The organism is Pantoea septica (assembly GCF_002095575.1).
Taxonomy (GTDB): Bacteria; Pseudomonadota; Gammaproteobacteria; order Enterobacterales; family Enterobacteriaceae; genus Pantoea; species Pantoea septica.
The window spans coordinates 1-20,501 of sequence record NZ_MLJJ01000052.1 but is presented as its reverse complement, the minus strand read 5'-3'; the positions used below and the strand labels follow the sequence as shown (position 1 = coordinate 20,501).

At 56.1% G+C, this 20,501-nt stretch carries 21 protein-coding genes, 2 tRNA genes and 1 other annotated feature; of the genes, 7 read left to right on the top strand and 16 right to left on the bottom strand.

The window, feature by feature from the left end; genetic code table 11:
• Positions 1–233: 233 nt before the first annotated feature.
• The 3 genes from clpB to rluD form a co-directional block, all read right to left on the bottom strand.
• Positions 234–2,807, bottom strand: a complete 2,574-nt coding sequence (gene clpB, locus HA46_RS19370) for an ATP-dependent chaperone ClpB (RefSeq protein WP_084886151.1) — start codon at positions 2,805–2,807, stop codon at positions 234–236.
• A gap of 124 nt (positions 2,808–2,931) precedes the next feature.
• Entirely contained in the window at positions 2,932–3,660 is a 729-nt protein-coding gene (yfiH, locus tag HA46_RS19365) for a purine nucleoside phosphorylase YfiH (RefSeq protein ID WP_084886149.1), read from the bottom strand.
• Positions 3,657–4,637 carry a 23S rRNA pseudouridine(1911/1915/1917) synthase RluD gene (rluD, locus tag HA46_RS19360; protein ID WP_033791966.1) on the bottom strand — a complete coding sequence of 327 codons (981 nt, stop codon included), beginning with the start codon at positions 4,635–4,637 and terminating at the stop codon, positions 3,657–3,659. The genes yfiH and rluD overlap by 4 nt, the downstream gene beginning before the upstream one ends.
• Positions 4,638–4,768: 131 nt before the next feature.
• On the opposite strand from rluD, the gene bamD reads away from it, so the two are divergent.
• The 4 genes from bamD (at position 4,769) to pheA (ending at position 7,514) form a co-directional block, all read left to right on the top strand.
• Entirely contained in the window at positions 4,769–5,503 is a 735-nt protein-coding gene (gene bamD, locus HA46_RS19355; protein ID WP_033792058.1) for an outer membrane protein assembly factor BamD, read from the top strand.
• A 272-nt stretch (positions 5,504–5,775) separates the two neighbouring features.
• Entirely contained in the window at positions 5,776–6,102 is a 327-nt protein-coding gene (raiA, locus tag HA46_RS19350; RefSeq protein WP_033751998.1) for a ribosome-associated translation inhibitor RaiA, read from the top strand.
• Between the two features lie 98 nt (positions 6,103–6,200).
• Positions 6,201–6,325 (top strand) — a sequence feature (Phe leader region).
• Positions 6,202–6,249, top strand: a complete 48-nt coding sequence (pheL, locus tag HA46_RS21000; RefSeq protein ID WP_100279143.1) for a pheA operon leader peptide PheL — start codon at positions 6,202–6,204, stop codon at positions 6,247–6,249. It overlaps the preceding feature by 48 nt.
• 22 nt (positions 6,326–6,347) lie before the next feature.
• Entirely contained in the window at positions 6,348–7,514 is a 1,167-nt protein-coding gene (gene pheA / locus HA46_RS19345; RefSeq protein WP_033791967.1) for a bifunctional chorismate mutase/prephenate dehydratase, read from the top strand.
• A 97-nt stretch (positions 7,515–7,611) separates the two neighbouring features.
• Here pheA and tyrA read toward each other — a convergent pair whose 3' ends face one another.
• Together tyrA and HA46_RS19335 are read right to left on the bottom strand one after the other, a co-directional pair.
• Positions 7,612–8,733 carry a bifunctional chorismate mutase/prephenate dehydrogenase gene (tyrA, locus tag HA46_RS19340; RefSeq protein ID WP_084886147.1) on the bottom strand — a complete coding sequence of 374 codons (1,122 nt, stop codon included), beginning with the start codon at positions 8,731–8,733 and terminating at the stop codon, positions 7,612–7,614.
• A gap of 6 nt (positions 8,734–8,739) precedes the next feature.
• Positions 8,740–9,819, bottom strand: coding sequence for a 3-deoxy-7-phosphoheptulonate synthase (locus HA46_RS19335; RefSeq protein ID WP_084886145.1), 1,080 nt, complete (start codon positions 9,817–9,819; stop codon positions 8,740–8,742).
• A 287-nt stretch (positions 9,820–10,106) separates the two neighbouring features.
• Here HA46_RS19335 and HA46_RS19330 point away from each other — a divergent pair, with 287 nt between their 5' ends.
• Positions 10,107–10,646, top strand: a complete 540-nt coding sequence (locus HA46_RS19330) for a GNAT family N-acetyltransferase (protein WP_084886143.1) — start codon at positions 10,107–10,109, stop codon at positions 10,644–10,646.
• 68 nt (positions 10,647–10,714) lie between these two features.
• Here HA46_RS19330 and rplS read toward each other — a convergent pair whose 3' ends face one another.
• The 5 genes from rplS to ffh form a co-directional block, all read right to left on the bottom strand.
• Complete coding sequence (gene rplS / locus HA46_RS19325; RefSeq protein ID WP_033752010.1) at positions 10,715–11,062, bottom strand: 50S ribosomal protein L19; 348 nt, start codon at positions 11,060–11,062, stop codon at positions 10,715–10,717.
• 42 nt (positions 11,063–11,104) lie between these two features.
• Positions 11,105–11,866 carry a tRNA (guanosine(37)-N1)-methyltransferase TrmD gene (trmD, locus tag HA46_RS19320; protein WP_033752014.1) on the bottom strand — a complete coding sequence of 254 codons (762 nt, stop codon included), beginning with the start codon at positions 11,864–11,866 and terminating at the stop codon, positions 11,105–11,107.
• A gap of 35 nt (positions 11,867–11,901) precedes the next feature.
• Positions 11,902–12,450: a ribosome maturation factor RimM gene (gene rimM / locus HA46_RS19315; RefSeq protein WP_084886141.1), complete on the bottom strand. Its 549-nt coding sequence runs from the start codon at positions 12,448–12,450 to the stop codon at positions 11,902–11,904.
• An 18-nt stretch (positions 12,451–12,468) separates the two neighbouring features.
• A complete protein-coding gene (gene rpsP, locus HA46_RS19310) occupies positions 12,469–12,717 on the bottom strand; it encodes a 30S ribosomal protein S16 (protein WP_033791972.1) in 249 nt (82 codons plus the stop codon).
• 144 nt (positions 12,718–12,861) lie between these two features.
• Complete coding sequence (gene ffh, locus HA46_RS19305; RefSeq protein WP_033752026.1) at positions 12,862–14,223, bottom strand: signal recognition particle protein; 1,362 nt, start codon at positions 14,221–14,223, stop codon at positions 12,862–12,864.
• Positions 14,224–14,391: 168 nt separating this feature from the next.
• Between ffh and HA46_RS19300 the strand changes: the two genes are divergently transcribed.
• The gene (locus tag HA46_RS19300) at positions 14,392–15,189 is read left to right on the top strand and encodes a cytochrome C assembly family protein (RefSeq protein WP_033752029.1); all 798 of its coding nucleotides are present in this window, start codon (positions 14,392–14,394) and stop codon (positions 15,187–15,189) included.
• 18 nt (positions 15,190–15,207) lie between these two features.
• Positions 15,208–16,494, top strand: a complete 1,287-nt coding sequence (locus HA46_RS19295) for an HlyC/CorC family transporter (protein ID WP_084886139.1) — start codon at positions 15,208–15,210, stop codon at positions 16,492–16,494.
• Between the two features lie 68 nt (positions 16,495–16,562).
• Here the strand turns inward: HA46_RS19295 and luxS are convergent, their stop codons facing one another.
• The 6 genes from luxS to HA46_RS19265 all read right to left on the bottom strand — a co-directional run bounded on the left by luxS (position 16,563) and on the right by HA46_RS19265 (position 20,499).
• Positions 16,563–17,078, bottom strand: a complete 516-nt coding sequence (gene luxS / locus HA46_RS19290) for an S-ribosylhomocysteine lyase (protein ID WP_033791974.1) — start codon at positions 17,076–17,078, stop codon at positions 16,563–16,565.
• Positions 17,079–17,227: 149 nt separating this feature from the next.
• Positions 17,228–18,832: a glutamate--cysteine ligase gene (gene gshA, locus HA46_RS19285; RefSeq protein WP_033791975.1), complete on the bottom strand. Its 1,605-nt coding sequence runs from the start codon at positions 18,830–18,832 to the stop codon at positions 17,228–17,230.
• A gap of 31 nt (positions 18,833–18,863) precedes the next feature.
• A complete protein-coding gene (locus tag HA46_RS19280; RefSeq protein WP_033791976.1) occupies positions 18,864–19,292 on the bottom strand; it encodes a YqaA family protein in 429 nt (142 codons plus the stop codon).
• A complete protein-coding gene (yqaB, locus tag HA46_RS19275; RefSeq protein WP_033791977.1) occupies positions 19,289–19,855 on the bottom strand; it encodes a fructose-1-phosphate/6-phosphogluconate phosphatase in 567 nt (188 codons plus the stop codon). The genes HA46_RS19280 and yqaB overlap by 4 nt, the downstream gene beginning before the upstream one ends.
• Before the next feature lie 395 nt (positions 19,856–20,250).
• Positions 20,251–20,327, bottom strand: a tRNA-Arg gene (locus HA46_RS19270).
• 95 nt (positions 20,328–20,422) lie between these two features.
• Positions 20,423–20,499 (bottom strand) — tRNA-Arg (locus tag HA46_RS19265).
• Positions 20,500–20,501: the final 2 nt, after the last annotated feature.

The following is a 20,501-nucleotide window of genomic DNA, read 5'->3' as shown; positions in this document are numbered from 1 at the left end:
TCAGCGATTTCATCCGGCGGCTCAGCTTCCCGAGCCTCCTGAACACCGCCTTTCGTAAGCCGTTGTGCCGTGTCAGTGGAGGCGCATTATAGGCAGTTCTTTCGGGCTGACAAGTCCTAATTTAAACTTTTTTACCAACCGCCCATTTTCCAGGCAATACGCTGGAAAATGCGTCAAAAAGGCAGTTTTCAGCATAAAAAAACGGGCCCGCAGGCCCGTTTCACTGATGTCAGTTACTGATGAGCGACGATTTCGCCCTCTTTGACGCCCATTTCGATGGTTTTGCCGGGCACCAGCTGACCGGAAAGGATCTGCTGTGCCAGCGGGTTTTCGATCTGCTGCTGAATCGCACGTTTTAAAGGTCGCGCGCCATAGACCGGATCGTAACCGTTCTCTCCCAGCAGCTTCAGCGCTTCGTCAGAGATACGCAGCTGGTAACCGCGTTCTTCCAGACGTTTATACAGACGCTGCAGCTGAATTTGCGCAATAGAGGCAATATGCTGCTCGCCCAGCGGATGGAACACCACCACTTCGTCGATACGGTTGATAAACTCCGGACGGAAGTGATGGCCGACCACGTTCATCACCACGTCTTTCATTTCCGCGTAGTTCAGTTCGCCGAAGCGCTCCTGAATCAGATCGGAGCCCAGGTTCGACGTCATGATCACAACGGTATTGCGGAAGTCGACGGTGCGGCCCTGTCCATCCGTCAGTCGTCCGTCGTCCAGCACCTGCAGCAGAATGTTGAACACATCCGGATGCGCTTTCTCTACCTCATCAAGCAGAATGACGGAGTAAGGACGACGACGCACCGCTTCTGTCAGATAGCCGCCCTCTTCATAACCGACATATCCCGGAGGCGCACCCACCAGACGCGACACGGAGTGTTTTTCCATAAACTCGGACATGTCGATGCGCACCATGGCGTCGTCGCTATCGAAGAGGAAATTCGCCAATGCTTTGCAGAGCTCAGTTTTACCCACGCCGGTCGGGCCAAGGAACAGGAACGAACCAATAGGACGATTTGGGTCTGACAAGCCTGCGCGGCTACGACGAATCGCGTTCGATACCGCTTCCACCGCCTCGTTCTGGCCGATAACGCGCGCGTGCAGATCCTGCTCCATACGCAGCAGCTTATCGCGCTCGCCTTCCATCATGCGCGCCACGGGAATGCCGGTCCAACGCGCCAGCACGTCGGCGATCTCGACATCGGTAACGCGGTTGCGCAGCAGCTTCATGGTTTTACCTTCAGACTGCGTGGCGGCCGCCAGCTGTTTTTCCAGCTCCGGAATCTTGCCGTATTGCAGCTCGGACATTTGCGCCAGGTCGCCCACGCGACGCGCCTGCTCCAGCGACAAACGCGCCTGCTCCAGTTCCGCTTTGATATTCTGCGTGCCGGTAAGAGAGGCTTTTTCCGCTTTCCACTCCTCTTCCAGCTCCGCGTATTCGCGCTCTTTCTGGTCGAGTTCGCTTTCCAGCATCTCGAGACGCTTAATGCTGGCGTCATCCGACTCTTTCTTCAGCGCCTGCTGCTCCAGCTTCAGCTGAATGATGCGGCGTTCCAGGCGATCGAGCGGTTCCGGTTTCGAGTCGATCTGCAAACGGATGCTGGATGCCGCCTCGTCAATCAGGTCAATGGCTTTATCCGGCAGCTGACGGTCGGCGATGTAGCGATGCGACAGCGTCGCCGCCGCGACAATCGCCGGGTCGGTGATCTGCACATGGTGATGCAGCTCATAGCGCTCTTTCAGACCGCGCAGGATAGCGATGGTGTCTTCTACGCTCGGTTCGGCGACGTAGACTTTCTGGAAACGACGCTCCAGCGCGGCATCTTTTTCGATGTACTGGCGATATTCGTCCAGCGTGGTCGCGCCGACGCAGTGCAGCTCGCCGCGCGCCAGCGCCGGCTTCAGCATATTGCCGGCATCCATCGCGCCGTCGGCTTTACCGGCGCCAACCATAGTATGCAGCTCATCGATAAACAGGATTACGTTGCCTTCCTGCTTCGCCAGATCGTTAAGTACGCCTTTCAAACGCTCTTCGAACTCGCCGCGGTATTTTGCGCCCGCCACCAGCGCACCCATATCCAGCGCCAGTACGCGCCGTCCTTTCAGCCCTTCCGGCACCTCGCCGTTAATGATGCGCTGCGCCAGGCCTTCTACGATGGCGGTTTTACCGACACCGGGTTCACCAATCAGCACCGGATTGTTTTTGGTGCGGCGCTGCAGCACCTGAATAGTACGGCGGATCTCTTCGTCACGGCCGATGACCGGGTCCAGCTTGCCCTGTTCGGCGCGCTCGGTCAGGTCGATGGTGTATTTTTTTAATGCCTGGCGCTGATCTTCAGCCCCTTGATCGTTCACGTTGTCGCCTCCACGCAGCTGCTCAATCGCTTTGGTTAGCTTGTCAGTGGTCGCACCGGCCGATTTCAGTAGATCGGCTAAAGAGCCGCGCGAGTCGAGAGCAGCCAGAACAAAGAGTTCAGATGAGATAAAATTGTCGCCGCGCTTCTGCGCCAGCTTGTCGCAGAGGTTAAGCACGCGAACCAGGTCAGCGGACGGTTGAACATCCCCTTCGCTGCCCTCTACCTGGGGTAAACGGTTGATAGCCTGCTCGACTCCGTTGCGCAGAGCGGCAACGTCAACGCCTGCGGAGGCTAATAAAGGACGAACGGATCCGCCTTCCTGATTGAGCAGCGCGCTCATCAGATGCAGAGGTTCAATAAATTGGTTGTCGTGTCCCAGAGCAAGGGACTGCGCGTCGGCAAGGGCCAGTTGGAATTTGTTGGTAAGACGATCCAGACGCATGATTCCTCCCATTACAGGTCAAAATGCTACTGGAGATTAAAATGAGGTCATCCCTCAAATTTTCAAGGTTAATGACCTGCACCATGAGCAAAAATACGCTACTGGATCGTCTTGTGGCGTAAGGTTATCTCAGCCAAATTAAAGAAGCCATACGCCCGGTGGTCCCGTCGCGTCGGAAGGAGAAAAAGTCGCCACTCTCATGCAGGGTGCAGCGGCGCGACATGCTCACGGAGGTGACGCCCGCCGCCTGCAGTCGCTGCTGCGCAAGCAGCCAGATATCGGCAAAATACTTTGCGCCCGCCGCGCGAAAAGCCTGCTGAGCACGGGCGTCATGCGCCATAAACGCATCGCGCACTTCGCTGCCGACTTCAAAGGCGTCGGGACCGATTGCCGGCCCAAGCCAGGCGTGTATCTGGCTGGCTGGCGCAGCAAACCGCGCCAGCGTATTTTCCAGCACGCCCGCGCACAGGCCGCGCCAGCCGGCATGCGCCGCGGCAACTTCGCTGCCGTCATAAGAGCAGAACAGCACCGGCAGGCAATCCGCCGTCATCACCGCGCACACCACGCCCGCTTCGCGCGTGATGCAGGCATCCGCCCGTAACGGCTCCGTCTGCTCAACAGGCAGGCGAACCACATCGGTGCCGTGAACCTGCTCAAGCCAGTGCGGCATCGCCGGCAACGCGGCGCGCGTTACCAGACTCTGGCGGTTGGCGGCCACGTGCGCCGGATCGTCGCCGACGTGGCCGCCCAGGTTGAACGCATCCCACGGCGCCAGGCTGGCGCCATCGCCGCGTAGCGTTGAGCAGGCGCCCACGCTGGCGGGCGCGGGCCACTCCGGCAGGATCAAACTCATAGCCAGTCCATCTGATCGCGGAACTCTTCGGTATCCGCTTTTAGTACCTCAATCAGCTCCACCATGTCCTGCGGCAGAGGCGCATGCCACTCCATCTCGATGCCGGTAATCGGATGGTAAAGACGCAGCATGGTCGCGTGCAGCGCCTGGCGATCGAAGGCGCGCAGCGTGGCGATGAACTGCTCCGAGGCGCCTTTCGGCGGACGCGGACGACCGCCATACAGCGGATCGCCTACCAGCGGATGGTTAATGTGCGACATATGCACGCGAATCTGATGCGTACGGCCGGTTTCGAGACGCAGGCGCAGACGCGTATGGGCGCGGAAGTGCTCCATAATACGATAGTGCGTTACCGCCGGTTTCCCCATCGGATGCACGGCCATATGGGTGCGTTTAGTCGAGTGACGGCTAATAGGCTCGTTTACCGTGCCGCCCGCCGTCATCGTGCCAATTGCCACTGCTTCGTACTCGCGGGTGATTTCGCGCAGCTGCAGCGTTTCCACCAGATGGGTCTGAGCCGGGACGGTTTTCGCCACCACCATCAGCCCGGTGGTGTCTTTATCCAGCCGGTGCACGATACCGGCACGCGGCACGTCGGCAATGGCGGGATAGTGATAAAGCAGCGCATTCAGTACGGTGCCGTCGGGGTTGCCGGCGCCCGGATGCACCACCAGATCGCGCGGCTTGTTGATCACCAGAATATCGTCATCTTCATACACGATGTTCAGCGGGATGTTTTGCGCTTCCCAGCGCTGCTCTTCTTCTATTTCTGCATCGATGGCGACCTGTTCGCCGCCCAGAACTTTCTCTTTCGGTTTATCGACGATTGCGCCGTTAACGCTGACGCGCCGGTCAAGGATCCACTCTTTTATGCGCGAGCGTGAATAATCGGGGAACAATTCCGCCAAAGTTTGATCTAAGCGTTGTCCCAGCTGCGCTTCGGAGACCGTTGCGGTGAGTTGAACTTGTTGTGCCATATACAGCTTCTTCGTTAACGTTGGGTTTTCACGGCGATGCCGTTTAATATAATGTGCTATCGTACCTGGTCATTACCGGGAGCTATACGGACAGCTTCCGCCATAACAAATTTGAGGATAACCATTTCGTCATGACGCGTATGAAATATCTGGTGGCTGCTGCCACACTGAGCCTGGCCCTTGTGGGTTGTTCCAGCTCAAAGGACACAGTACCGGACAGCCCGCCTTCCGAAATCTACGCTACCGCTCAGGAAAAGCTGCAGGACGGTAACTTTAAAGCGGCGATTAAGCAACTGGAAGCGCTGGACAACCGTTATCCTTTTGGTCCTTATTCTCAGCAGGTACAGCTTGATTTGATCTATGCCTACTACAAAAACGCCGATTTGCCGTTGGCGCAGGCTGCTATAGATCGCTTTATGCGTCTTAACCCCACCCATCCGAACATCGACTACGTTATCTATATGCGCGGCCTGACGGATATGGCGCTGGACGACTCTGCGCTGCAGGGTTTCTTCGGCGTCGACCGTTCCGATCGCGATCCGACCCATGCCCGCGATGCGTTCCGCGACTTCTCACAGCTGGTGCGTAACTATCCAAACAGCCAGTATGCAGCCGATGCGCAAAAGCGCCTGGTCTATCTGAAAAATCGCCTGGCGAAATATGAGCTGTCGGTGGCGCAATTCTATACTAAGCGCGAAGCCTATGTCGCGGTTGTTAACCGCGTTGAAGGCATGATGCGCGATTATCCCGATACTCAGGCCACGCGCGATGCGCTGCCGCTGATGGAAAAAGCCTATCGTAATCTGCAGCTGAACGCCGAAGCGGACAAAGTGGCAAAAATTATTGCCGCAAACAGCGCCAGTTAAAACTGAGCCGAAAAAAATGAAAAAGCAGCCGTAATGGCTGCTTTTTTATAGGCGAGAAATCGACGATTCCGTAAAGTTCTCGCTGATGTAACCCGTCAATCATGCGCCTCTCGCCCCACCGATTCAAGGCATTTCGACTGCATTCCCAGCCTTTCTCACAAATCATCGCCATTGACAAAAAGTGACATTTTTTCGTGATCAAAATCACACATTTCATCGTTCAGCGCGTTATGCTGGATCTACCCAGACGGAAATGACAGAGAGGTAGACCTATGATTCTGAACATTACCAGCAAACAAATGGAAATCACCGCGGCTATCCGCGACCATGTCGAAGACCGTCTCGCCAAGCTGGAAAAATGGCAAGCTCATCTGATAAATCCGCACATCGTTCTCTCTAAAGCGCCGAAAGAATTCGTGGCCGACGCCACGATCAATACGCCCAACGGCACGCTGGTCGCCAGCGCTAAGCACGAGGATATGTATACGGCGATTAACGATCTTATCGGTAAGCTTGAGCGTCAGTTGAATAAGGTCCAGCATAAGCCTGAAGCCCGTCGGGCAGCGACCAGCGTGAAAAATTTCACGCCGGCCACCTGATACACCTGGTTTTAGCAAACGCGCCTGCGGGCGCGTTTTTTATTGACAGCCTTAAATCAGTGCGGGTACTCTCGAATGACTTTTTGAATGGAAATCATCATGAAACGTCTGCCGTTTTTCTTCGCTTTCTTTTTTACCTTCCCCTGACTGGGAGGCGATTCGTCGTGTGAAAACGAAAGCGAAGACGAACAACAAAGCCTCCCAACCGGGAGGCTTTTTTATTGGACAGCTTACAGGTGAGCCCTATGAATCCCGATAATCCCTTGCTGGCGCTGCGTGACCAGATCAGCGCCGTTGATGAGAAACTGCTGACGCTGCTGGCTGAGCGTCGCGCGCTGGCCGTAAAGGTCGCCGAAGCGAAACTGGCCACGCACCGGCCGATTCGCGATATCGAACGCGAGCGTGCGCTACTGGAGCACCTGATTGTGCTCGGCAAGAAACATCAGCTGGATGCGCACTACATCACGCGCCTGTTTCAGCAAATCATTGAAGATTCCGTTCTGACGCAGCAGGCGCTGCTGCAGAAAAACCTGAACCATGCTCATGCGCTGGCGGCGCGCATCGCTTTCCTTGGCCCTAAAGGCTCCTATTCGCATCTGGCCGCGCGTCAGTATGCCGCGCGCCACTTCGATAACATGGTGGAGACAGGCTGCCTGAAGTTTCAGGATATTATTCGTCAGGTTGAAAACGGTCAGGCGGATTACGCGGTGCTGCCGATTGAAAACACCAGTTCCGGCTCGATCAACGACGTTTACGATCTGCTGCAGCAGACCAGCCTCTCGATTGTGGGCGAACTGACCCAGCCTATCGAGCACTGCGTGCTGGTAACAGGCGATACCGATCTGCAGCAGATTGAAACCGTTTATAGTCATCCGCAGCCGTTCCAGCAGTGCAGCCAGTTTATTAGCCGTTTCCCGCACTGGAAGATCGAATATACCGAGAGCACCGCTGCCGCTATGGAAAAAGTTGCAGCGCTGAACTCGCCGAAAGCGGCGGCGCTGGGCAGCGAGGCGGGCGGCGAGCTCTATCATCTGCAGGTGCTGGAGCGCAATCTGGCGAATCAGCAGCAAAACCATACCCGTTTTATTGTTCTGGCGCGTAAGGCCATCGCCGTCTCCGATCAGGTTCCGGCGAAAACCACGCTGCTGATGGCAACCGGCCAGCAGGCGGGCGCGCTGGTAGAGGCGCTGCTGGTGCTGCGCCAGCATAACCTGATTATGAGCAAGCTGGAGTCGCGTCCCATTAACGGCAATCCGTGGGAAGAGATGTTTTATATCGATGTGCAGGGCAACCTGGAATCCGACAGCATGCAGCAGGCGCTGCAGGAGCTAAAAGGGCTAACCCGCATGCTGAAAGTGCTGGGTTGTTATCCCAGCGAGAATGTCGTCGCGGTGGAGCCGCGCAGCGCATAACAGAACGGCATCCGTAAGGATGCCGTTTTTGGTTGCGGGTCAGGTGCTGGCGTGAGTAAGCCGCGCGCTGAAACGGCATCCCGCGGGATGCCGTTTTTTATGGTCGACTGTCGTTCGCGGAGCGCAGCAGGCTGCGGCTTTCAACCATAAAGCGTTTAGCGTGATCGCCAAACCAGTGCTCGACGCGGTTGAAGCTGGCGATAAACGCCTGCTTATCGCCCTGTTCCAGCAGCTTAATCGCTTCGCCAAAGCGCTGATAGTAACGTTTAATCAACGCAAGATTGCTTTCCGAGGACATAATGATGTCCGCATAGAGCTGGGGGTCCTGCGCGAACAGCCGCCCCACCATCGCCAGCTCGAGACGATAAATCGGCGACGAGAGCGCCAGCAGCTGATCGAGGTTAACGTTCTCTTCCGCAAGATGCAGGCCGTATGCGAAGGTGGCGAAGTGGCGCAGCGCCTGTATAAACGCCATATTCTGATCGTGCTCTACCGCGCTGATGCGATGCAGCCGCGCGCCCCACACCTGAATCTGCTCCAGGAACCACTGATAGGCTTCAGGCTGGCGTCCGTCGCACCAGACCACTACCTGTTTCGCCAGACTGCCGCTGTCCGGCCCGAACATGGGATGCAGACCCAGCACCGGGCCCGCATGCGCCGCCAGCATCGCCTGCAAGGGGCGGTTCTTGACCGAGGCCAGATCCACCAGAATACAGTCTTCCGGCAGCTGCGGCAGCTGCGCGATCACCTGTTCCGTAAGGTGGATCGGCACGCTGATAATCACCATGCCGGCATCGCTCAGCAGCGACGGCGCGCGATCCCAGTCCTCTTTATCAAGCGTCTTCACGCTGTAGCCCGACAGCGTCAGCATGCGCGCAAACAAGCTGCCCATCTGCCCTTTTCCGCCGACGATCACCACCGGACGCAGCGCCGGATTAAGGGTTTTAAAGCCTTTATCGTTCTCGCTGGTATAGGACTCGCGCATCACGCGGCGCAGGATATCTTCAATCAGATCGGGCGGAACGCCGAGCGCCTCCGCCTCTTTACGGCGCGAAGCCAGCATTGACGCTTCGCGCTCCGGTACGTAGATAGGCAAGCCGTAGCGGCTCTTTACTTCGCCGACTCCAGCTACCAGCTCCAGGCGTTTCGCCAGCAGATCCAGCAGCGCCTTATCGACAGTATCAATTTGATCGCGCAGCGCGGTCAGTTCAGCCACCATTGCTTATTACACCTCGTGTGACAGACGCGCCGACAGCACCTCTTGCAGATCCTGATGCATTTCGCGCAGCAGCGTTTCGGTGGTTTCCCAGTTGATGCAGGCATCCGTCACGGAAACACCGTATTTCATTTCGCTGCGCGGCTGCTCGGAAGACTGGCTGCCCTCATTAATGTGGCTCTCCAGCATCAGGCCAATAATCGAGCGGTTGCCATCTTTGATCTGGGCTATCGCCGATTCGGCGACGCCAGGCTGGCGGCGATAGTCTTTGTTAGAATTGCCATGGCTGCAATCTATCATCAAGGCCGGGCGCAGTCCCGCTTTGACCATCTCTTTTTCACACTGCGCCACGTCTTCCGGACCGTAATTCGGCGCTTTGCCGCCGCGCAGGATAACGTGACCATCTGGGTTGCCCTGCGTCTGCAGCAAGCAAACCTGCCCCGCCTGGTTAATGCCGACGAAGCGGTGCGGCATTGCGGCTGCGCGCATGGCGTTGATCGCGGTGCCGAGGCTGCCGTCGGTGCCGTTCTTGAAGCCGACCGGCATGGAAAGGCCAGACGCCATTTCGCGGTGCGTTTGCGACTCGGTCGTGCGCGCGCCAATCGCCGACCAGCTGAAGAGATCGCCGAGGTATTGCGGGCTATTTGGATCGAGCGCTTCGGTGGCGAGCGGCAGTCCCATCTCAACCAGGTTCACCAGCAGCTGGCGCGCGATATGCAGACCCGCTTCCATGTCAAAGGAGTTATCCATGTAGGGATCGTTGATCAACCCTTTCCAGCCAACGGTGGTGCGGGGTTTTTCAAAATAGACGCGCATAACGATATAGAGCTGATCCTTCAGCTGGTCAGAGAGATCTTTCAGGCGACGAGCGTAATCCAGAGCGGCTTCAGTGTCATGGATTGAACAGGGACCGCAAACCACCAGCAGGCGCGGATCGCGGCCGGCGATGATGTCGGAAATGGTCTGACGCGAAGCGGCGATCTGCCCTTCCTGCTGGAGAGTCAGCGGAAACTTCGCTTTCAGCTCTTCCGGCGTAATCAGAATCTGTTCGTTGGCAATGTGGACATTGTTCAGCGCGTCTTTTTGCATGGCTACAATCCTTTTTTCCTCGTTATGCAGTGAATGATCCTCTGACAGGATAGAAGACACTCTATCACAGAACGTAAAACAAGCAATCCATCAATGTACACTTTTATTACCACGAAACCACTTTGCATACGGCGTCCTATAAAATTTCGTATATTTTCAGTATCTTGATAATAATATCATTAGAGAAAGGCAAAGCTTACTGTAAACTATAAATTACAATACTTTCTTAGCATTCTCTCTTATCGCCTGATACGCTTTGCTGAACTTTCTTTTTCATCAGGTACTTTATGACTTTTCTGGCCTCTTCGGTTCGCCTGCGTTCTTTTGCCCCTGCCGACATTACTGCCTTTACCGCAGCCGTCAACGCCTCGCTGGATACCCTGCGGCCCTGGATGGTCTGGGCGCATCCGGACTATCAACCTGAAGAGGCAGCAAGCTGGATCGCGTTTACGCAGCAGCAGCGAATAAAGGGCGAAGCGGAAGAGTTCGCCATCGTTGACGATCGGGATCGTTTACTGGGCGGAGCCGGGATCCGTTTTGCCCGCGAACCGGGTCAGTTTGCCGCGCTGGGATACTGGGTGCGTAGCGATATGCAGCGGCAGGGCGTCGCCAGCCGCGCCGTTGCGCTGCTGCTTGAGATGGGATTTGCACGACCGGAGATAAAGGTCATCGAAATCCTTGCGGCGGAAGAGAATCGCGCCAGCCGCGCGTTAGCGGAGCGCTGCGGCGCGCGCTTTATCGATATGCGCTACGGTTTAATTGTGCTGGAGAGCGGGCCGGTGAATACGGCGATATACCATGTGCATCGTCCCGAGGCGCAGGCATAAAAAAAGGGGCTGGCATCACGCCAACCCCTTGTTTGCTATTAACTTTTAGATGTCGCGTTAGCGATACCTTAGTTAAGACGCTCTTTGATACGAGCTGACTTACCAGTACGCTCACGCAGGTAGTACAGTTTGGCTTTACGCACAGCACCACGGCGTTTGACAGAAATGCTGTCGATGACCGGAGAGTGAGTCTGGAAGACACGCTCAACGCCTTCGCCGTTAGAAATCTTACGAACAGTGAATGCAGAGTGCAGACCGCGGTTACGGATAGCGATAACCACGCCCTCGAATGCCTGCAGACGTTTTTTAGAACCTTCAACGACCCATACTTTCACTTCCACGGAATCACCCGGGCGGAAGGAAGGTACGTCCTGTTTCATCTGCTCTTGTTCAATTTGCTTGATAATGTTGCTCATAATTAAATCTCTTATCCTGGGTAAACTGATAGTCGCGGGAGATTACTCTGCCGCCTCATCGTTTTGTTGCTGATGTTCCAGCTGGAACGCTTTCAGCAACCTTGCTTGCTCTTCAGTCAGAGCCAGGTTTTCCAGAAGTTCAGGTCTTCTTAGCCAGGTACGGCCCAGCGACTGTTTCAGGCGCCAGCGGCGAATCTCGGCATGGTTGCCAGACAGTAAAACTGCCGGTACTTCCATGCCTTCCAGCACTTCAGGTCGGGTATAGTGCGGACAGTCCAGCAAACCGTCAGAGAACGAATCCTCCTCGGCTGACGCCTGCTTGCCCAGCACGCCGGGAATTAACCGGGCGACGGAGTCAATCATCGTCATAGCTGGCAGTTCGCCGCCGCTGAGCACGTAGTCACCGATTGACCATTCTTCATCAATTTCGGTTTTAATTACGCGCTCATCAATACCTTCATAGCGGCCGCAGACCAGAATTAACTTCTGCTGCGTCGCCAGTTCGCAAACGCCCTGTTGGTCAAGTTTGCGTCCCTGAGGTGACAGATAGATCACCCTGGCCCCTTCTCCCGCCGCCGCTTTCGCTGCGTGGATTGCATCCCGTAAGGGCTGCACCATCATCAGCATTCCCGGTCCGCCGCCGTAAGGACGATCGTCCACCGTGCGGTGCCGGTCGTGAGCGAAATCGCGAGGACTCCAGCTCTCGATGCTGAGCAGGCCATTTTTTACTGCCCGGCCAGTTACCCCGTAATCGGTAATTGCGCGAAACATCTCTGGAAAGAGGCTAATAACACCAATCCACATCGTTTTCGCCGTTACGTTACCTTGCGATTCGGAGATCAAAAACCAGGATCCCAGTCTACTTCAATGACGCCAGTAGCGAGATCGACTTTCTTGATAACCTGTTCATCGAGAAACGGTATTAACCGCTCCTTCACACCGAACGCATCTTTCAGGTTCGCCTTAACGACGAGTACGTCGTTTGAGCCGGTCTCCATCATATCGATGACTTTGCCCATCTCGTAGCCGTCAACGTTGACCACCTGGAGACCCATCAGGTCTTTCCAGTAGTAATCGCCGTCATCCAGCTTCGGCAGCTGCGCCGAGTCGACCGTGATTTCGCAATTGGTCAACTGCGTCGCCGCGTCCCGATCGTCAATGCCTTTGACTTTGATGATCAGGTCCTGATTGTGATGCCGCCAACTTTCCAGCTCAACCCGCTGCCATTTACCGGCGCGTTGAATGAACCAGGGTTGGTAGTCGAAGATACTTTCGGCCGCTTCGGTGGAGGAAAACACTTTGAGCCAGCCACGTATGCCGTAGGCAGCGCCCATTTTGCCCAACACAAGGGGCTTAACGGGAGGCTGTGCGGCAACTTCTTTGCTCATGCTCACCACCGTGACAGATTAAGCTGCTTTTTTTGCTTCTTTGATCAGCGCGTTAACGCGATCGGAAAGCGTTGCGCCCTGGCCAACCCAGTGCTCGATGCGGTCCAGATCCAGACGCAGCGATTCAGCCTGACCAGAAGCGATCGGGTTGAAGAAGCCTACGCGCTCGATGAAGCGACCGTTACGTGCATTGCGGCTGTCAGTAACGACGACCTGATAGAACGGACGCTTTTTAGCGCCGTGACGTGCCAAACGAATTGTTACCATAACATCCTCTTAAGTTAATAAAACAACCGGGCCCCATTGAGGGAACGGGGCCCGGGTGCAATATAAAAAGCCCGAAAATTTTACTCATTTCGGCGCAAAAAGCAACCTGTGAGGGCAACCTTTCGGGCTTTTATTGCCGAACGCTTAGCGTCCGGGGAATCCTGGGGGCATCATGCCTTTCATACCGCGCATCATTTTCGCCATGCCGCCCTTCTTCATTTTCTTCATCATGCGCTGCATATCGTCGAACTGCTTCAGCAAGCGGTTGACGTCCTGCACCTGCATGCCGGCGCCGGTAGCGATGCGGCGTTTGCGCGATCCTTTGATAATTTCCGGCTTTTCGCGCTCTTTGCGCGTCATGGAGTTGATAATCGCCTCCATGCGCACCAGCACCTTATCGTCCATCTGCGACTTCACGTTGTCCGGCAGCTGGCCCATGCCCGGCAGTTTGCCCATCAGGCTCGCCATGCCGCCCATGTTGCGCATCTGCTTAAGCTGCTCAAGAAAGTCGTTGAGATCGAAGCCGTCGCCGGTTTTGAGTTTTTTCGCCAGCTTTTCCGCCTGATCGCGGTCAACCTTGCTCTCGATGTCCTCGATCAGCGACAGCACGTCGCCCATGCCGAGAATACGCGAGGCGATACGATCGGGATAGAACGGCTCCAGCGCCTCGGTCTTCTCGCCGACGCCCATAAACTTGATCGGCTTGCCGGTGATATGACGAATAGACAGAGCCGCACCGCCGCGCGCGTCGCCGTCCACCTTCGTCAGGATGACGCCGGTCAGCGGCAGCGCTTCGTTAAAGGCTTTCGCCGTGTTCGCCGCATCCTGACCGGTCATGGCGTCGACCACGAACAGCGTTTCTACCGGATTGATCGCGGCGTGCACCTGCTTGATCTCATCCATCATCGCTTCGTCGACGTGCAGACGACCAGCGGTATCCACCAGCAGCACGTCGTAGAACTGCAGCTTCGCTTCTTTCAGCGCGTTCTTAACGATGTCGACCGGCTTCTGGCTCAGATCGGATGGGCAAAAATCGACGCCGACCTGCTGCGCCAGCGTTTCAAGCTGCTTGATCGCCGCCGGACGATAAACGTCCGCAGAGACGACCAGCACTTTCTTCTTGTGCTTTTCGCGCAGGAATTTACCCAGTTTGCCGACGCTGGTGGTTTTACCCGCACCCTGTAGACCCGCCATCAGCACGACGGCCGGCGGCTGCGCGGCCAGGTTGAGCGCGTTGTTCTCCGCGCCCATCGCCGCAACCAGCTCGTTGCGTACGATTTTGATAAACTCCTGGCCCGGCGTCAGGCTTTTGTTGACGTCGTGCCCCACCGCGCTCTCTTTGACGCGGTTGATAAAGTCGCGCACCACCGGCAGCGCAACGTCCGCCTCCAGCAGCGCCATGCGCACTTCGCGCAGCGTGTCTTTAATGTTGTCTTCTGTCAGCCTTCCGCGGCCGCTGATATTGCGCAGGGTTTGCGACAAACGATCGGTTAAATTGTCAAACATTGTCTCTCACTCAAAAAAAATCGCGAGGCGCCTGATCGGCATAATGCGGCGGATTATAACACGAAGCTGCAACGATCTCTGCTATTGCGCCTTAGATCGGTTGGAGGCGGCTTCTGCTGGCGCTATACTGCCTTTTTCCTTTCATCTCGCTGATACCTGTAAGGATCTATGTCCGTTTTCTCGCTCCTGGCGCTGTTCGCCTACTCCCTGAGTATTGCACTGATTATTCCCAGCCTGCTGAAACGCAATAGCGGCTGGCGGCGAATGGCGGTGCTTTCCGCCTGTTTCGCGCTGGTGGCGCACGCCGTGGCGCTGCAGCAGCGCATCTTCGCCGTCGACAGCGGGCAGAACCTCAGCCTGCTGAATATCGGCTCGCTGGTGAGCCTGCTTATCTGCGCGATTATGACCATCGTCGCCTCGCGCAACCGCGGCTGGCTGCTGCTGCCGATCGTCTACAGCTTCGCCCTGATCAATCTGGCGTTCGCCACCTTCGTGCCCAACGCCTTTATCACCCATCTTGAAACTACCCCGGGCATGATGATCCATATCGGCCTGTCGCTGTTCGCCTACGCGACGCTGATTATCGCCGCGCTCTACGCGCTGCAGCTGGCATGGATCGACTATCAGCTGAAAAACAAAAAGCTGGCCTTTACCCAGGATATGCCGCCGCTGCTGAGCATTGAGCGCAAAATGTTTCATATCACCCAGGTTGGCGTCGTGCTGCTGACGCTGGTGCTCTGCACCGGCCTGTTTTATATGCATAACCTGTTCAGCGCCGAGAACGTGGATAAAGCGGTGCTGTCGATTCTTGCCTGGTTCGTCTATATCGTTTTGCTCTGGGGCCACTATCATGAAGGCTGGCGCGGACGTCGCGTCGTATGGTTCAACTGCGGCGGCGCGCTGCTGTTGACTATGGCCTACTTCGGCAGTCGTATCTTACAGCACCTGCTGACTCACTCGTCTTAACCAAAAGGAAGTTCTGCGTTGGAACAGGTTTCAACCACCACCCTTATTATTATTCTGGTCGTTATGGTGCTGGTTTCCGCCTGGTTCGCCGGGTCGGAAACCGGCATGATGACGCTTAACCGTTATAAGCTGCGCCATCAGGCGAAAAACGGCAGCCGCGCCGCCCGCCGGGTGGAAAAGCTGCTGCGCCGCCCCGACCGCCTGCTCAGCCTGGTGCTGATCGGCAACAACCTGGTGAATATTCTCGCTTCCGCGCTCGCCACCATTGTGGGCATGCGTCTGCATGGCGATGAAGGCGTCGCTATTGCGACCGGCATCCTGACCTTCGTGGTGCTGGTGTTTGCGGAAGTGCTGCCGAAAACCGTGGCGGCGCTCTATCCCGAGCGGGTCGCCTTTCCCAGCAGCATGCTGCTGGGCCCGCTGCAAATTATTATGTCGCCGCTGGTCTGGCTGCTGAATACCATTACGCGCCTGCTAATGCGTATGGCCGGCATGAAAACCGAGGGCGCCACCAGCTCGGCGCTGAGCAAAGAAGAGCTGCGCACCATCGTCTACGAGTCGCGCAGCCTGATGTCGCGCCGCAATCAGGATATGCTGCTGTCAGTGCTCGATCTGGAAAAAGTCAGCGTTGACGACATTATGGTGCCGCGCAACGAAATCGTCGGCATCAATATCAACGACGACTGGAAGTCGGTAATGCGCCAGCTCAGCCACTCGCCGCACGGCCGCATCGTGCTGTTCCGCGACTCGCTGGACGACTGCGTCGGCATGCTGCGCGTACGCGAGGCCTGGCGCACCATGACCGAGAAGAAAGAGTTCAACAAAGAGATGCTGCTGCGCGCCGCCGATGAGATCTACTACGTACCGGAAGGCACGCCGCTGAATATTCAGCTGGTGAAGTTTCAGCGCAACAAGAAGAAAGTCGGTCTGGTGGTGGATGAGTATGGCGATATCAAAGGCCTGGTAACCATCGAGGATATTCTGGAAGAGATCGTCGGCGACTTTACCACCTCAATGTCCCCGACCCTCGCGGAAGAAGTTATGCCGCAGAACGACGGTTCAGTGCTGGTGGAAGGCAGCGCCAACGTGCGGGAAATCAATAAAGCTTTTAACTGGCATTTGCCGGAGCAGGAAGCGCGCACCATCAACGGCATGCTGCTGGAAGCGCTGGAGGAGATCCCCGAGATCAATACCCGCGTCGAACTGGCGAACTACGCCGTCGATATTCTTGACGTGCAGGACAATATGGTAAAGCAGGTGCGCATTACGCCGCAGACGCCGCTGAAATCCTCTGTCGGCTCCTGACGACGCCCGCCCATAAAAAACGCCGCATCGATGCGGCGTTTTTTTTTACTGCGCGTGACTAATCACGACTAGATGTGCAGCTCCTGCAGCTTTTCAGCCGGCAGCTTCAGATCTTCGTTACGGTTCACGCCGATATCCTGCGCCAGCACGTTGCGCGCGATCTGCTGCGCTTCGTCGAGCGAATGCAGCTTGTAGCTGCCGCACTGGTATTCATTCAGCTCAGGGATCTGATTCTGATCCTTCACCTTCAGAACGTCTTCCATTGCCCCTTTCCATGCGCTGGCGACGCGCTGCTCGTCCGGCGTGCCGATCAGGCTCATGTAGAAACCGGTGCGGCATCCCATTGGAGAGATATCCACGATTTCTACGCCGTCGCCGTTGAGATGATTACGCATAAAGCCCGCGAAAAGATGCTCGAGCGTATGGATACCGCGCTCGGTCAGGATCTCTTTGTTGGGACGGCAGAAACGCAGGTCAAAAACGGTGATGGTATCGCCATGGGGAGTTTTCATGGTCTTCGCAACACGCACTGCGGGCGCGGCCATAATGGTATGGTCAACGGTAAAACTGTCCAGTAGTGGCATACGTCACCTCCTGTTTTGAAATTTTTTTATAAACGATGAAACTTTTCTGTTCGCCCAGCGTCTGAATATATGAAAGACGCGCATTTGTTATCATCATCCCTGACAACAGAGATGTTAATTTGGCCACATTGATGTGGCCTTTTTCTTTTCTAGCCTTCGCGACTGGCGAGGTAAGCCTCAAAATCGAGCGTATCGCCCTCTTCCAGCTTTTTCTGTGCCGCAACCGACTCCAGCGCCTGACGCGTAAAATCTTCTTCGCTAATCACTTCCAGCGGCTCTTCGCACAGCATATGACGATACTGTTCCGCCAGCGCGATGCCGGTATCGGTTACGCCGCTCTCTTTGATCGCCTGCAGAATGCGCGCCGAATAGGTTAGCTCAGGATCGTCAAAGGACGCTACCAGTTGATCGCACACCTGTTGATATTGCGTGCTGCCCTGATTACTGTCGAGCACTTCCGCCACGCGATGGAGATCGGCGAACAGCGCTTTGCCCACTTCCACCAGCGAATGTTCAGTCTCGCTGCAGCCGACCGAAATTTTCTGGTTCGGCTTGCGCCCTTCCAGCACCACGCGATTCCAGTTTTTACGCGTGCACAGCAGCTCATCGGCGCTCATTTCAGGCGCGTCGGCCAGCGTGCACCAGATCAGGAAGAGATCGAGGAAACGCACCTGGTTAGCGTCGACGCCGATTGCGGAGAACGGGTTAATGTCGAGCGAGCGCACTTCGATATACTCGATGCCGCCGCGCAGCAGCGCATCGGAAGGCGCTTCGCCGGAGCGCGTTACGCGCTTCGGACGGATCGGCGCGTAAAGCTCGTTCTCAATTTGCAGTACGTTGGTATTAAGCTGCAGCCAGTTGCCGTCCGCATCTTTCGTGCCCATCGCGGCATACTCTTCAGACGGCGTTTTAATGGCGGCTTTTAACGCCTTAACGTATCCCTCAAGGGAATTGAAGGTAATGCCGAGACCGCTCTGCGACTTGTTGGTGTAGCCGAGATCGCTCAAACGCAGCGAGGTCGCATAGGGCAGCCACAGCGAATCTTTGCCGTCGGTTTCAAACGGCAGTTTGCTCTCGCGTCCCTGCAGGAAGCTGGAGCTAATCGCCGGCGAGGCGCCGAAGAGATAAGGGATTACCCAGCCGTAACGGTAGTAGTTGCGGATAAGACGCAGATAGCCGGCGGAGATGGTCTCTTTGCCGCTTTCGGCATCTTTAACGTCCGCCCACTCTTGCCAGAAGCTCAGCGGCAGCGAGAAGTTATAGTGAATGCCGGAGATGGTCTGCATCAGCGCGCCGTAGCGATTTTTCAGCCCCTGACGATAGAGCGTCTTCATACGGCCAATATTAGAACTGCCGTACTGCGCCAGCTCAATGCGATCGGCATCGTCGATCAAACAAGGCATGCTGAAAGGCCACATGCGCTCTTCAGCCAGCTCGCGCGCCACATGGCGATGGATATCGCGCAGAAACGCCAGCATATGGTCGATGTTTTGATCCACCGGCGTGATGAACTCCAGCAGCGTTTCCGCGAAGTCGGTAGTAATCCAGTCATGCTTCAGCGCCGATCCCAGCGAGTCGGGATGGCCGCTTTCCGCCAGGTGACCATCAGGTTTTACGCGCAGCGTTTCGCGCTCAATGCCGCGGCCAATACCTTTCAAGGCATTGGGATGCGCCTCCAGCCAGGAGAGCGCTTTAGATACGTCCGGGATCACATTAACCTCCCGCTGGGACAGTAATTTATTTTTGTTCAGCATAATGTTAACCCTAGCCTCGAATCTGTGCGAATCAATGCCACCATTGCAAGCCCTGTAAGGTGGCGGTCGCGATAACGATATAACGCAGCGTTTTCCCGATGGCGAGAAACAGCAGGACCGGAAGCCAGGCAAAGCGCATCCAGCCTGCCAGCACGCAGAGCAGGTCGCCGATTACCGGCAGCCAGCTCAGCAATAGTGCTGCAGGTCCCAGTCGGTGCAACCACGTTATTGCTGTGTCATGCCATCGCCCCTGCCGTTTCAACGGCAGTAAGCGACCAAGAAAAATATTGGTTATGCCGCCCAGCGTATTTCCCACTGATGCAGCGACAATCAATCCATAAACGGAAGCCTTTTTGGCCACCAGTAACGCAATCAGCAGCGCCTCAGAGCTCCCCGGTAACAGGGTGGCGCTGAGAAAGCTGCTGCCAAACAGAGAAGCAAGCGCCAGAACGTCACTCACAGCAAGCGCACGTCAACCACATCCATACCGGCCGCTTTCGCCGCCTGCACGCCAAAATCGGCGTCTTCAAACACTACACAGCGTGCGGGCTCGACGCCCATCAGCGCAGCGCAGCGTAAAAACGTATCGGGTTCAGGTTTGTGACGCTCGACGTCGTCGGCGCCTACCACCGCAGTGAAGAGCTCGCGAACGCCCAGTTGGTTGAGCAGCGCGTCCGCCATGCTGTGTTCGCTTCCTGTGCCGACCGCCATCGGACGGCGACCGTGATAAGCTTTCACTACATCCATCAGCGGAAGCGGTCGCACGTTTTCCAGCAGCATGGCCTTAACCGCCGCCGTTTTTTCGGCGGCCAGCTGGTACGGATCGTGAGAGGAGCGGTTTTGTTCGATAATAAATTGCGCAAGTCGCCAGCTGGGCGCGCCGTTGAAACCGACCATTTGCGATTCGTCTAACGTCAGTCCATATCGTCCCAGTACCTGATGCCACGCTTTTCGATGTGTCGGCTCGGTATCGAGAATCGTGCCGTCCATATCGAAAATCAGTGCGTCATATTGATCGTACATCGTCACTCCGGACATTCAACAAATGAGCCATTACTTTAGCCTAATGCGTCCAGGTTGTCGCCAGGGGACATGAACAGCAAATGCTTTGAAAGCATTAGCAATTTTTCTTTTCAGAAAAAGGTGATCGCGCGATGCCGGAGATAATTGCCGGAAATTTCAGTGGGTTTGAGTTTTGTTACAAGCGTGAATGGTAAGTAAGGAAGGAGAATAAAGCGTATTAAAAAGGTTAGACGGAAGCTGAGGCCGCTGTCATAGCGTAAGGTATGCCTGGAAGCATTAACCGGCTTGCGCCTCGCCCAGCGGGCCGTTGCTAACGCCACCTTCTTTTCCCTCGTCCTGCCTGCCATTGAGTCTGGCCATGTCAGTCCGGGGCGTAATGCCTGTCTCATGAAGGATGGTGCATCCGGGAGGATTCGAACCTCCGACCGCTCGGTTCGTAGCCGAGTACTCTATCCAGCTGAGCTACGGATGCATCGGGAAAGCATTTTGCAGGGGATAAATCAGATAAGCAGGAAGTGCCGGCAATTACGCGTCTCGCTTGAGACAGCTTGCCCATATTCAGAGATATGGTGCATCCGGGAGGATTCGAACCTCCGACCGCTCGGTTCGTAGCCGAGTACTCTATCCAGCTGAGCTACGGATGCAT